Source organism: Curtanaerobium respiraculi, from assembly GCF_024609215.1.
GTDB lineage: Bacteria > Actinomycetota > Coriobacteriia > Coriobacteriales > Eggerthellaceae > Curtanaerobium > Curtanaerobium respiraculi.
The window spans coordinates 260,043-273,077 of the sequence record NZ_JANIPD030000012.1 but is presented as its reverse complement, the minus strand read 5'-3'; the positions used below and the strand labels follow the sequence as shown (position 1 = coordinate 273,077).

General features: G+C 63.1%; 9 protein-coding genes and 1 tRNA gene. 4 read left to right on the top strand and 6 right to left on the bottom strand.

Translation table 11 applies throughout. From position 1 onward, the window contains the following. Nucleotides 1-22: 22 nt before the first annotated feature. Nucleotides 23-1,183: an FHA domain-containing protein gene (locus NOV21_RS05685; RefSeq protein ID WP_283170227.1), complete on the bottom strand. Its 1,161-nt coding sequence runs from the start codon at nt 1,181-1,183 to the stop codon at nt 23-25. Nucleotides 1,184-1,515: 332 nt separating this feature from the next. Further along, entirely contained in the window at nt 1,516-4,365 is a 2,850-nt protein-coding gene (locus NOV21_RS05680; RefSeq protein ID WP_283170226.1) for a YfhO family protein, read from the bottom strand. A gap of 112 nt (nt 4,366-4,477) precedes the next feature. Here NOV21_RS05680 and NOV21_RS05675 point away from each other — a divergent pair, with 112 nt between their 5' ends. Both NOV21_RS05675 and NOV21_RS05670 read left to right on the top strand, forming a co-directional pair. Beyond that, the gene (locus NOV21_RS05675) at nt 4,478-5,755 is read left to right on the top strand and encodes an ATP-grasp domain-containing protein (RefSeq protein WP_283170225.1); all 1,278 of its coding nucleotides are present in this window, start codon (nt 4,478-4,480) and stop codon (nt 5,753-5,755) included. Between the two features lie 28 nt (nt 5,756-5,783). After that, nucleotides 5,784-7,010 carry a type III PLP-dependent enzyme domain-containing protein gene (locus NOV21_RS05670; protein WP_283170224.1) on the top strand — a complete coding sequence of 409 codons (1,227 nt, stop codon included), beginning with the start codon at nt 5,784-5,786 and terminating at the stop codon, nt 7,008-7,010. Here NOV21_RS05670 and NOV21_RS05665 read toward each other — a convergent pair. Genes NOV21_RS05665 through rffA form a run of 4 tightly spaced genes read right to left on the bottom strand, consistent with a single transcriptional unit; the run spans nt 7,007 to nt 9,835 of the window. Continuing rightward, nucleotides 7,007-7,360, bottom strand: coding sequence for a DMT family transporter (locus NOV21_RS05665; RefSeq protein ID WP_283170223.1), 354 nt, complete (start codon nt 7,358-7,360; stop codon nt 7,007-7,009). The genes NOV21_RS05670 and NOV21_RS05665 overlap by 4 nt on opposite strands. After that, entirely contained in the window at nt 7,353-7,736 is a 384-nt protein-coding gene (locus NOV21_RS05660) for a DMT family transporter (RefSeq protein WP_283170222.1), read from the bottom strand. The genes NOV21_RS05665 and NOV21_RS05660 overlap by 8 nt, the downstream gene beginning before the upstream one ends. Then, on the bottom strand, nt 7,726-8,691 hold the full coding sequence (locus NOV21_RS05655) for a glycosyltransferase family 2 protein (RefSeq protein WP_283170221.1): 966 nt from the start codon (nt 8,689-8,691) through the stop codon (nt 7,726-7,728). Before NOV21_RS05655 ends, NOV21_RS05660 begins: the two co-directional genes overlap by 11 nt. Beyond that, nucleotides 8,684-9,835: a dTDP-4-amino-4,6-dideoxygalactose transaminase gene (rffA, locus tag NOV21_RS05650; protein WP_283170220.1), complete on the bottom strand. Its 1,152-nt coding sequence runs from the start codon at nt 9,833-9,835 to the stop codon at nt 8,684-8,686. The genes NOV21_RS05655 and rffA overlap by 8 nt, the downstream gene beginning before the upstream one ends. Here rffA and NOV21_RS11350 point away from each other — a divergent pair. After that, complete coding sequence (locus NOV21_RS11350; RefSeq protein ID WP_428978385.1) at nt 9,834-12,860, top strand: YfhO family protein; 3,027 nt, start codon at nt 9,834-9,836, stop codon at nt 12,858-12,860. The genes rffA and NOV21_RS11350 overlap by 2 nt on opposite strands. Beyond that, a tRNA-Arg gene (locus tag NOV21_RS05625) sits at nt 12,823-12,898 on the top strand. The genes NOV21_RS11350 and NOV21_RS05625 overlap by 38 nt, the downstream gene beginning before the upstream one ends. Nucleotides 12,899-13,035 lie beyond the last annotated feature (137 nt).

Below are 13,035 nucleotides of genomic sequence, written 5' to 3'. Positions count from 1 at the left end.
GAGCTTCCTTACCGCCCTGCACCTAGCGGAGCGAGAAGACCAGGTTGGTCATGCCGGCGCTGATCTGGTCGCCCTCGTTCAGGAGGACCTTCGTGATGCGTTGGCCGTTGACGTACGTGCCGTTGGTGGAACCGAGGTCGGTGATGGCCCAGTACCCCTGCGAGTCGAACCTGATCTCCGCATGGCTGCGGCTGGCGTTGATATCGTCCACCACCACGTCGCTGGCGCTGCTACGCCCTAGGATCAGACGAGGTTTGTCCAGCTGGTAGGTGCGATTGGTCGCCGTGTCGATGAGCTGCGCGGGCACGAAGAGCACCTGCGGAGCCGCCTCGGGCCGGTCGCCTCGGTAATATGCCGGGGAAGCCTGGGCGGTCACGCCGCCTTGTGCGCCGGGAGCATAACCGCCCTGATCGGCGGGCGCATAATCCGCACCGAAAGGCTGGCTGTTGCGCTGCCCGTACGCTGCGCGGGCATCGTCCGTCGCCGCATAGCTGCCGGCCTGCCCGCTCTCGTTGTAGCCATCCCAATCTTGGCTGTTGAACGTGTACTCGCCATAATCGATGGATCGGTCGATCTCCTCTTCGGGCACGTACGGGAGCGGCTGGTGGTGGTCGGCTGGGGCGGCGGCCCGCCCGTGATCGCGCGTCTGCGGATCATCGGCGGGAACGTGGGCGTCCTGCGCGTACGGAGCCTGCTGCACAGGCGCGGCTTGGGAACGCATCCCCCCGAAATCCTGCTGAGGCCGAGGACGCTGCTGCGGAGCGGCCAAGCCGTACCGATCCATCTCCTCCTGCCGCAGCTGCGCGATGATGGGCGCGCTCACCATCTCGGCGATGATGTCGAACTTACCCCGGCGCAACTCATCGTCGACGATGAAGCGCACGAGCGGCTGCCCGTCCATCGCCAAACCGTCTTCCTGGGCCTTGGCGATCAGGTAGGTCTCGGTCTCCCCCGCCAGCGTGGGGTAATAGCCGAACAGGCGCTGGTCATCGTCGGGGTTGACGAGTACGGTGTAAAGCGTGGGGGCGTACTGCCGACCGGCGCCCACCATCTTTTCCCGCCGCATGGCTTTTTCCGCCTTCTTGGATATCTGCACGGGCGAGATGGGCGCATCGAACATCTTGTTCGCCGCCCCTTCGATCCCATCCTCCATACGCCCCTCGAATCGCGAGAAGATGCCCATGTATGCTCCTTTGCATCCGCGATAGGTCATGTGTGTTCTAACCTATGGATTGTGCCACAGAACCCGGGCACACGCACGCGCCTCCAAAGAATGCGCAGGGGCGAAGATTGCCGGCGGAAGGCGGAGGGAATTTGGTTCACAGCCAACCTCATGACCGCGTGCCGCCAACCGCGTGTCAGGCAACCCTGTCAGGCAACCCGTGTCAGGCAACCGTATTGTTTGTCACATGAACGTGACAAACAATACGGTTGCCTGACACGGGTTGCCTGACACGGACACGCGGATGCCGGCACGACGCACGGACACGCATGCAAGCATAGCGCTACGACACGCTACTTGCGCTTACGCAGCACCACAACGAGCCCCGCAAGCACTACCAGCGCCCCGAGGGAAACGAGCGCACCCATGCGCAGACCGGGGGTTTCGTAGACCAGCTCGACATCATGGTGGCCCTCATCCAGCATGATTCCCATGAATGCGGTGTTCACCTTCTGGATATCAGCCTTCTGCCCGTCGACGTAGGCAGTCCACCCTTTGGAATAGGGCACGGACAGGTAGAGCATCTTGCGCTGGGAAATGTCGATGCTGCCGGAAAGCGTGTTCGCACCGCGCCGGATGCCCTGCATGGTTTCGGCTCCGAGCTTATCGATAGCGGCGTTCACATTGTCCATCGGCTGGCAGATGATCTGCAAGCCGCTGTAGCTGTATTCGCCGGTCGAGGGGAAGCTGATGGTGACCGTCGACTGCGCTTCCTGCGAATATCCCAGGTTCAGCAGCCACGTGCTCTTCCCGCCGTACATGTGCCACGAGGGTATGCTGTTCACGATATGGCGGCATTCGGCGCCCTTGTCCGCCTGCGCGTTCACGGAATAGTCGTTCGGAGCACGGTAGTTCAGGTCCTGCACGAGCAGGTGCGCCTTGCGGTACCATGGGAAGCGCTCGTACACGTCGGGGGCGACGGACTGCGAGGGCGCCATGCCCTTGAACGACAGATTGTCGAAGTACAGGTACGTCTCCGCATTCGCGGCGGCCCCGTCGAGCTGGAGCGTGAGCGACGCGTTGGGGGAGGTGACGCGGATGGTGCCGTCCTCGATCGTCAAACCGGATGCGCCTGCAACGGTATAGGGGACCGTCTGCTCGGCGATGCCCGCCTGATCCGCCGTCGGAGCCTGCGCGAGGCCCGTCCCCGCGACGTCGTCATCGTCGACCACCGCGCCGAGCAGGAGCGCCTGCTGCCTTTGCGCGGGCGTCATCGCAAGGTAGGCGCTGCGCGGGATGACCGTTCCGTACGTATACCCGATGGGCAGAGGGTTCGCGCTTCGCACCACAGCGCAAGCCGCCATGCTCGCCTCCCCCGTCACCACGGTATTGTCCGCCCCGTAGTTATACGGGGTCGTTTCCACGCCGTCCAGGGGATACAGGTAGTACTTCACGCCGCACACCTCCTCGAGGATGGTGCGTGCACCCAGCGAGCGGTACATGAAGTTGATGTTGTCCTCCGCGATTGCCATCTCAGTGTGGAACCGGTCGATATTGCCGTTGTAGATGCTGTAGTAGAAGTCGATGCCCGCCACACCTTGGACCAGGCTGTCGTTGTAGGTGCGCAGGAAGCCGGTCCCCAGGTTGTTGGTGCTTACCGGTGAGGCGTCATAGCGCCAATAGCCGTCGTCTTGCACTTGCTTGACCAGGGAATTCGGGGAATCGTGGGTCAGCTTGGAATACATCGTGCCCACGGGGAGCGCATGGTACGCCCAGCCGCCTTCCCCCGCATCGATGAAGTAGAACCCGTTCACCGCGAGCGACAGCGCCAGGCAGGCAGCCAGACCCAGGCGGCGCGCATGCCGGCCGATGCCCTGGAAGAACAGCACGCTGCACGTGATCGCGCACACGAACAGCGCCGCCATCGCGGCCTCCGTGCGCGACGAGGGCATGGCGACGATGGCGAGCGCGTACACGAGTGTGCCCGACAGCAGGAACTTCATCTCGCGCTTGCCGAGCGAGAGCAGCGTCGGAACCTCGACGGTGACGATGAACGCAAGAAGGAAGGCGTAGGCCCAGATCCAACGGTTGGTCGCGTAGTTGAACCCGTTCATGATGCTTCCCGCCGCCGGGACCAGCAGCACCGCGGTCATGGCGATGAAAGCGGCTTTCAAAGCGGTGTGCCGGCGCTTCTGGCTGAACATCAGCAGGCAGGCGAACAGCGCGATGGCGCCGTAGCCGATGTAGCAATCGCTACCCGCCCCCGTGTGCGAGAGGAAACCGGGGAAGAGATCAGTGTAATACAGCAGGGAGTAGAAGAGAGGGACCTCCGTGCTGCCCGAGGTGACGCGATCCATGCTCATGAGCTGTTGGATCTCGGGAACGAGGATCCACGCCGCCAAGGCGATGGCGAGCGCAAGGCAGCCGGCGAACTTCACCACCCAGCCCGCGAACGATGCGACCGTCACCGTGCCCTGCGTCTGGAACACGCGGACCGTGCAGTACGCGACCAGCAGAATGCACGCCATGTAGCTGAAGTAGTACGATGCCGTGAAGAACAGGAAGCCGATCCCGATGAACAGGTAGGGGCGCCCGCCCTCGAGCATATTCTCGACTCCCAGCAGCAGGAGGGGGAACAGTATGGTGGCAACCCCGAAACCGGGCCAGATGCAGATGAAGATGGTGGTGATGCAGAGGCAGTACAAAAGCGCACCGCACAGCGTGGCGAACCTGCCCTGCCCGCGATGGAGTGCGTACAGAGAGAACGCGCACCCGCTGAGGAAGATCCGCAGCACGATGGCGAACTGGTACATCCATTCGGATGCCGCGCCCGGGGCGAGAACGGAGAGCAGGTTGATGGGGTCGAGGATCGCATCGATGGTCAGAAGCACATCGGCGCCGTAGCCGAGGTTCCATTCCCACAGCGGCACGCCCGTGCCGGACAGCAGGCCCACGATCGCGCCGCGAATCCATTCGCCCTCGTAGATGAAATGCGGGTAGTACACGCCCAGCCCATCGGCAGACCAGAGGATCGACCTGCCGTTGAGCGGATAGGCGATCAGCGTGAAGAAGCAGCATATGACGAACGCCAAGGCAAACGCGCGCCAGTACGTGACGCGCTCGCGCCCGGGGGCGGCTGCCTCCCACGTGCGCAGATTCCGCTCGCGCTTCGCAGCCCAAAGTGTGATCCGATCGATAACCATGCGGTCGATTATACCAAGTATCCCGAATCCATCAGCAGGTTCATGCGAGCCGCACGTTTGATACAATCGAGCGATATCCGCAGATCGAAAATGTGTGAGGGGATGAGGCCGCATGGCAACCGTTGAGGGCCATCGCCTGCTAGTGCTCGGGTCGATGGATGAGTTCGTGGGCCTTGTGAAGATGGCGAAGGCGCGCGGATACCGGATCTTCGTCGCCGACGGGTACGCCGACGGCCCCGCCAAGGCGTACGCCGACGAATCGTTCGATATCGACATCCGCGACACCGGCAAGCTCGAGGAGCTCGGACGGAAGCTCGGCATCGACGGCGTGGTCTCGAGCTATTCCGACATCCTGTTCGAGAGCGCCTGCAAGCTGACCCACCGGCTGGGCATCTACTCGTACTGCCCGCTCGACGGCATGGCCGCCCTGCGGGACAAGCGCAAGATGGACCGCATGCTCGCCGAGGCTGGGGCGCGCCGACCGCAATCGAGGATCGTGCACCGCGGTGCCGTCGAAGAGGACTGCCGCGGATTGCGGTTCCCCTGCGTCATGAAACCCGTGAACGGATACGGGAGCTACGGCATATTCGTCGTGGAGGACGCGCGGGAGCTGGCCGTCCATTTCCAGGAAACCGCGTCCGTCTCGTCGGAGGCCGACGTGGTGCTGGCACAGGAGTACGACCGCCGCCCCGAGATCAACATGATCTCCTGGGTCGCAGGCGGGAAGGTTCACCCCATCAGCCTGGCGGACCGGGAGAAATGCCAATTGGTCCCAGGTGGCGTTCCCGATGTGGTGCGCATCGTCTATCCCAGCCGCTACGCCCCCGATGCCGCAGCGCCCGCGGTCGACGTGCTGCAGAAGGTCGCCGAGCGCACCGGCATGCAGGACGGGCCGCTCTCCATGCAGTTCTTCTGGCACGAGGACACGCAGGAGCCCGTCGTGTGCGAGGTCGCGGGGCGCGTGCTGGGCTACGAGCACGAGCTCACCGAGATCGGGGCGGGCTTCTCCATCGACGAGGCGCTGCTCGACCTTGCCTACGACCGCGACGCCATGAGGCGCAAGGTCGAGGCGCACTCCTTGGACGACTTCTCCGGCATCAGCTTCGTCTGCAACTTCCACGCGAAGCCCGGCGCCGGGGGGTGCGTAGGCGATACCTCGTCCGCCGAGCGCCTGCTCTCCCATCCCGGGGTCATCCCGCCGAGCATGCTCCACTATGGCTCCGGCGAGCGCGTGGGGCACGGCAAGGGGGCCAAGCCCTATCTAGCCCGCCTGTTCTGCCATGTCGGCACCCGCAAGCAGGCAGATGACCTGACCGAAGCGCTTTTCGAAGAATTCACGCTGCCCGATGAGGACGGCAACGAGCTCTGCTGCGCACAGACGCTGCGGTAACCGCGGCGGCACGACCGGAAGGACCCCTATGATCGAACCCATTGCAAGCGAGCTGACCGACTGGGCCGCGCTCGAAACCCCCTGCTACGTCTTCGACGAGCCCGAGCTGCGCGCCAACTTCGCCGATTTCGGCGCCGCGCTCGAGCAAGCATGGTCGCCGCTCGCGAAAGCAGCCTATTCAGTGAAGACCAACCCCTTCCCCTGGATCCTCGACGTCGCGCGCGAGGAGGGCGCACTGGCGGAGGTGGTTTCCGCCGACGAGTTCGCCCTTGCCCTCGATTGCGGCTTCACCGCCGACCAAGTGGTGTTCAACGGCCCCATCAAGCCCAAGGACTGGCTCTTCTACGCGCTCGACCACGCCTCCATCGTCAACCTCGACTCCGAGCGGGAGCTAGCATGGACATGCGAGTACGCCCGGGAGCGCGGACGGGCGCAGGTCGGCATCCGCGTGAATATCGATTTGGACCATTTCTGCCCCGGTGAAACCATCACGGGACCCACCGGCGGACGGTTCGGCTTCTGCTATGAAAACGGGGAGCTCTCCCGCGCGATCGCGCGCCTGCGCGGCGCCGGCGCGGCCATCGCCGGCCTCCACATGCACGTGACCACCCTCAGCCGCTCGCAGCGCGCCTACCGAGTGCTCGCGCAGCACGCGGCTCGCATCGTGGAGGAAGAGGGGATCCAGCCCTCCTGGATCGACATGGGCGGCGGCTTCTACGGCGGCGGCATGCGCAACGACGGCGCCTACGAGCGCTATGCGGAAACCATCGCGCACGAGTTGCGAAATGCGGTCGACCCCCTTCGGTGCGCCCTGTACGTGGAGCCAGGCGGTGCGGTCGTCTGCACCCCCGGACGCTACGTGGGCAAGGTGGTCGACGCCAAAGACATGGCGAAGGGGCGGTTCGTCACCTGCGAGCTCTCGCGCGTGAACATCGACCACGAGATGAAGAAGACGTCGTACCCGCTGCACGTGCTGCCCGGCGACCCCGCGCCGCGCAAGACGCTGGAAGCCCAAACGCTGTGCGGTTTCACCTGCATGGAGAGCGATCGCCTGTGCGTCCTGCGGGATCGAGACGAGCTGCTGCCCGGCGACACGCTGATCATCGACTTCGCAGGCGCGTACTCGATGAGCTTCACGCCGGGATTCTTCATACAGCATGCGCCCGCGGTGTACGCGCGCGACGAGAGGGGCGCATGCCGGCTGCTGCGCCCCCTTGCCAGCCCCAGCGCGCCGACGGATGGGTTGGGAAGCTAGCCGAACAACGCGAAGACGGCGATGCCGACGAGGATGAGCGCGAGCGCCGCGATTTTCTTCGCGCCGACATGCTCCTTGAAGAACACGACGCCGAAGACGGTCACGTACACGTAGCTCGTCGCCTCGAGCACGGGACCCAAGCTCAACGGAATGCCCTGGTAGGCGATGATGGTCAGGAACGTGCATCCCAAAAACAGGGCATACGCGAAAATGACCAGCAGATTCGCGTATTCCTTGAACCGCGATCCGTACGAGCGCAACGCCGCCTTCTTGAGCATGACCTGGCTGACCGCGCTCACGAACACGCTCACCAAGAGCACGGCGGCGTAAGCGAGGACGGTGCTATCCATCGGCACCCGCCCCTCCCGCGCGCACGTCCTCTGCGTCGGCGCGGGCGTACAGCGCGATGCCGGCGGCGATGATCAGCGCGCCGACGATCTTCCCCGGCGTCACCGGCTCCGCGAAGAGGAGCGCTCCCCAGAAGATGCCCCATACGATGGTGATCGCCCGGTTCGCGTAGGCGCTCGACAGCGGCATGCGCTTGATGACCTGCTGCCACCCGAGCGCGTAGACCGCCAGCGTTGCCAGAATCAGCCCATACAGGACCACAAACGCGAGGCTGGGGAATTCCGCCCCCGCCGCCAGCTTGCTGAACACGTCGCCCAACGCGTAGATGCCCAGAAGGACATGGAGACCGAGCAGCGTGAGGACGCGGCTATTCCGCACGGCCAGCATCCCCGCGACGGTCGAACGTCTCGCGCACGACGAATTGGGGCTTGTTGTTCAGCGACAGGTAGATGCGGCCGACATACTCCCCCACCAGGCCGAGCATGAGCATCGTGAGCCCTCCGATGAACAGCACGAGGACCATGAGCGACGTCCAGCCCTCCACCGTGATGCGCTCGAAGAGGCGTCCCAAGACCAGCATGACGATGCCGATGAACCCGCACAGGGCGAGCAGCGACCCGACGATGGTGGCGACGCGCAGCGGCTTGACGGAAAACGCCGTGAACCCGTCGAGCCACAGGCTCAACAGCCTGCGCAGACTGTAGCCGGAAGACCCCGCTTCCCGACTCCGGTGCTCCATATCCACCGTAGCGTACGATCTGGTCGCCTCGAACAGCAACCCGTCGACGTAGGGGTAGGGGTTCTCGTATTTGATGGCATGGTCCACGACGAAGCGGCGGCAGGCGAAATAGCTGGTCGCCCACAGGTCCTTGGGGATCCCCATGAATCTGTGGTTGCACCACGCGTTGAAGCGGCTTCCCAGGTTCCGATATGCGGAATGCTTCTTCTGCGGGTAGCGCGCGTACACGATATCGTGCCCCTCGGCGATTTTGTCGACCAGGCGGTATATCTGGTCTCCCGGGGTTTGCCCGTCGTCATCGAGCACGACGACGACATCGCCGCGCACCTGGTGGAAGCCGGCCATGATCGCCCGGTGCTGGCCGAAGTTGCGCGCCAGGTTCACCACCACGACATGCCGGTCCGCCGCCGCGATGTCGCGCAGGCGGGCGATGGTCGCCCCCCCGTCGGGCGAGCCGTCGTTCACGAGGATGATCTCATAGTCGACCGAACGAAGGGAAAGCGCTGCGGAAAGCTCGTCGACCACCCCGCCGACGGTCGCGGCCGACTTATAGCACGGGATGACGACGGAGATCAGCATGGGAGATTCAGCCACGTGCTCCCCCGAAGAAATCGAGCACCGTCTCGATCACGTGCGCGCGATCGGCGGGATCCATGCGGTAGTACAGAGGCAGGCGCACCAAACGCTCGCTCTCCCTCGTGGTGAATTCGTCCTCGCCCGCGAACCGGCCGAACTTCAAGCCCGCCGGCGCGGAGTGGAGCGGCACGTAGTGGAACACGCACATGACCCCGTGGCCCTTGCAGTGCGCGATGAACGCCGTGCGCGCCTCCAAATCGGAAAGTTTCATGTAGAACATGTGCGCGTTCTGCTCGCAATGCACGGGAACCGTGGGGAGCTCGAGCTTGCCCGCGGCAGCGAGCGGCGAGAACGCCTCGAAGTAAGCATCCCAGGTTGCCATGCGGTCAGCTGTGATGCGATCGGCGACCTCCAGCTGAGCCCACAGGTAAGCCGCGTTCAAATCGCTGGGAAGGTAGCTGCTCCCCCACGACTGCCACGTGTACTTATCCACCTGCCCGCGGAAGAACTGCGACCGGTTCGTCCCCTTCTCGCGCAGGATCTCGGCCGCCAGGTTGTCCTTCGGATCGCGGATGACGATGGCGCCGCCTTCGCCCATGCTGAAGTTCTTCGTCTCGTGGAAGCTGTAGCAACCGAAATCGCCAATAGTTCCCAGCGCGCGGCCTTTGTACGTGCTGCACACCCCCTGGGCGGCGTCCTCCACCACCTTCAGGTTGTGGCGCGCGGCGATATCCATGATGTCGTCCATTTCGCAGGAGACGCCCGCATAATGGACAACGCAGATCGCGCGCGTGCGGTCGGTGATGGCCGCCTCGATCTTGCTCTCGTCGATATTCATCGTATCGGGGCGCACGTCCACGAAGACGAGCTTTGCGCCTACGAGGGCAAACGCGTTGGCGGTCGAGCTGAACGTGTAGCTGGGGAGGATGACCTCGTCACCGGGCTGCATGCCGCACAACCATGCCGCCATCTCCAGCGCGCTGGTGCCGCTTGTGGTGAGCATCGCCTTCTGCGTGCCAAAGCGCTCTTCCATCCATGCGTCGCACTTTTCCGTGAACATGCCGTCGCCGCTGATGGTTCCAGAATCGACCGCCTGCCGTATGTAGTCGAAAGCTGTATCGACGCAAGGCGGCACGTTGAAGTAGATTGACGGTTGGCCCATGTGCGCTCCTCCGAATCGGTTGCAGGCCCTGCTATTCTACCGTGCCGGAGCAGAATGCCTTGTCAAACCATACGAAACACGCGTTACATGCACCACTTGGCGTACTGTTCTTTCAGGCGCATCGCTTGCTATAATCTGCCGCATGGTTTTAGACGACGTTTCCAACTGGCTGGTAGCTCGCGCCGACGCCCTGCGCGACTGGGGTTCCGCGACCCCGAAACGGCAGCGTGCCTCGTACTGGATCGTCTACACGGTGCTCTTCCTCGTCTGCTGCGCGTTCACGGTGATCGCGTACCCTTTCAACGGGAAATCGATCATGTGGACCGTGGACGGCTTAGGGCAGTACTACCCCTTCTTCATATACGAAGGCGAATGGCTGCGCAGCGCCTGGGATTCCCTGTTGCAGGGGCAGGGACTGCAATTCGCCTTATGGGAATGGAACTTGGGATACGGATCGGACGTCCTGCTTTCCCTGGACGTGGTGCTCGATCCCGTCAACCTGCTGTCCGCCTTCGCCGTGGGCGAGGCGACGCAGTGGATGTACCAGTTCACCATCATCCTGCGCATGTACCTTGCCGGGGTCGCGTTCTCGCTCTTCGTCCGCCGCTACGTGGCGGCGCGATTCCCCATCCTCTGCGGGGCACTGCTGTACAGCCTGTCGGTGACGAGCCTGTACGCCTGCATCTGGCCGGGCGGCTGCGCTCCGTTGGTGCTCTTCCCCTTGCTGCTGTTGGGGGCGGAGAAGATCATCGTACACGAACGCCCCTACCTCTTCCTCGCCATCGCGTTCCTATTCTTCACCGTTTCGTACTATTTCTCGTACATGGCGTGCATCCTCCTTGTGCCCTTCTGCATCGTTCGCGTATACCAGACCTATGGCCGTCAAACCGTCCTCTCCCTGGTCAAATGGACACTGACCTTCGCCGCATACCTCGTGCTTGCCGCCGGTCTTGCCGCGTGGATCTTAGTGCCAGAAATCCAAGCCCTGATGGGGATGGACCGCGTCACCAAGCGCGAGGTGGAGATCCCGCTGCTGTACACCCCGCAGTACTACCAGGGGCTCATCTCCGGCTTCATCTCGAACGCGAGCGTCGGGAGCGACTGCCAAATCGGGTACGGCGGTATCGTCCTCATCGCCTGCCTGCTCCTGTTCAGCGAGCATGACCGGCGTAGAACGCTCAAGATCAGCTTCCTCGTGATGACCGCGGCGTTCTTCATCCCGCTCGCCGGCAGCATCATGAACGGCTTCAACTACGCGACGAATCGCTGGTCGTGGGCGTATGCGCTGCTCGTCTGCTCCATCGTGGTGATGGAGCTCCCCACGCTGCTGAACGCAAGCAGGCGCCAGGTGAAATTCGTCCTCACCGGCCTGATAGTGTACACCGTCATCGTATTCCTGCTCCCCGAAGCGCGCACCGAGCGCACGATGGCGGCCCTGCTCGTGACCCTCATCTTCTGCGGCATCCTCTTCACCCCGAATCTGCATCGGAAAAAACGCGGCATGGCGCTCCTCATGTGCATCGCGTTGAGCGTCGGGATCAACGGCTTCTATTTCATCGATGGCGGTGAAGGGGGTTGGGCGAAGCACTCGACGGCCTTTGGAACGTCGTACGATATGCTCACCTCCGAATCGCCCAACTCGCTGATTGCGAAGGTCGACGACTCCGATGGGTACTGGCGCTACGACGCCTCCCCCATGAGCTCGCGCAGCACGAACGACAGCCTGGTCCTGGGCATTTCGGGCATCGACTTCTACACGAGCCTCTACAACGACGACGTGGACCGCTTCCACACCGAGATGGGCATCGTGGAAGACAACGTCAATTTCTCGTACAAATCGCTGGGCGCGCGCACGATTCTCGAGGAGATCGCGGGCGTGAAATACTACCTGTACCCTAAGGACAACAAGGAGACCCTGCCGTACAACTACAACTCAAGCGACGCGGTGACCTCGGGGAAATTCGGCAACACCACCTATGCGGTCGCGCAGGGCGACCATCCGCTGCCCATCGGCTACACCTACCATTCCATGATCATGCGCAGCGACTACTTGGAGATGACGCCCGCCGAACGGCAGCAGGCCCTCCTGTTAGGAGCCGTGGTGGACGATGAGGACGCGGATGCGGTCGATCTGCCGCCAGCGGCGTCCGCCGAGCAGGCGGGCCTGGCGGCGGAAACCATCAAGTACACGCCCACGTACTCGTCGGGTGTATCCCTGCTGGGGGACACTATCCGCGTTTCCTCCAAAGATGCCTGGATAACGCTCAATTTGAAAGACGCCCTCCCCAACTCGGAAACGTACGTGTACATGCAGAATCTGCAATTCTCCCCCCAGCTGCCTTCCCAGAAGGTCTCATCGGCCGCATTCCAGCGCTATCCCTTATGGCAGCAGGCGGTTTTGACACTGCAGGACGTCACCACGTCCACGATCGACAACTACGCGATCAACCTGCAGGCCGACAAGGGCGGCGAGGGGCGGCGCATCACCAACGGGACCATCACGAACCACATGTACGGCGGCAAGAGCACGTGGCTTGCGAATCTCGGGTACTCGGAGGATGCGCAAAGCAAGATCACCATCACCTTCCCCAACCCGGGCGACTATTCGCTCGACGAGTTGCGCGTGATATGCCAGCCGATGAACAACGTGAACAAGATGATCTCCAAACTGGGGGAGGAAACGCTGCAGAACGTCGAGCGTGGCACCGACCAGCTGAGCGGATCGATCGATGTTTCCAGCCGGAAGATGCTCTACCTGTCCGTGCCGTATTCCAAAGGCTGGAAGGCGTACGTGGACGGCGAAGAGGCCCCGGTGCACGAGGTGAACACCGCGTTCATGGGGATCATGCTGGACGAGGGGCATCACGACGTGCGCTTGGAGTATGAGACGCCCGGCCTGCGAGAAGGTGCGAAGATTTCGGTCGCGAGCCTGGCTGTCTTGGCCTTGCTTGTGCTGATTCGGCACCGTTATGCTAGAATCCCCGTGCGCCCTCGTAGCTCAGGGGATAGAGCATCGGTTTCCTAAACCGAGTGTCGGCGGTTCGATTCCGTCCGGGGGCACCACTTTTCTTTTCTTCCTTGAGATCTGCTTGCAGGCGAATCGAACCTGGATGGGATGCCGGCATGGGCGCATCCGAAGCGGAAATGGCTGATGGTCGTTGATAGCCGTTTCGGACAATTCGCCCGGCTGAACCCCCGCG

What these genes read in the sequence shown, in the direction of transcription:
- NOV21_RS05675 (WP_283170225.1), top strand. Translation starts at nt 4,478, where the DNA reads ATGGCAACCGTTGAGGGCCATCGCCTGCTAGTGCTCGGGTCGATGGAT.
- rffA (WP_283170220.1), bottom strand. Translation starts at nt 9,835, where the DNA reads ATGGGCCAACCGTCAATCTACTTCAACGTGCCGCCTTGCGTCGATACA.
- NOV21_RS05680 (WP_283170226.1), bottom strand. Translation starts at nt 4,365, where the DNA reads ATGGTTATCGATCGGATCACACTTTGGGCTGCGAAGCGCGAGCGGAAT.
- NOV21_RS05665 (WP_283170223.1), bottom strand. Translation starts at nt 7,360, where the DNA reads ATGGATAGCACCGTCCTCGCTTACGCCGCCGTGCTCTTGGTGAGCGTG.
- NOV21_RS11350 (WP_428978385.1), top strand. Translation starts at nt 9,834, where the DNA reads ATGTGCGCTCCTCCGAATCGGTTGCAGGCCCTGCTATTCTACCGTGCC.
- NOV21_RS05685 (WP_283170227.1), bottom strand. Translation starts at nt 1,183, where the DNA reads ATGGGCATCTTCTCGCGATTCGAGGGGCGTATGGAGGATGGGATCGAA.
- NOV21_RS05670 (WP_283170224.1), top strand. Translation starts at nt 5,784, where the DNA reads ATGATCGAACCCATTGCAAGCGAGCTGACCGACTGGGCCGCGCTCGAA.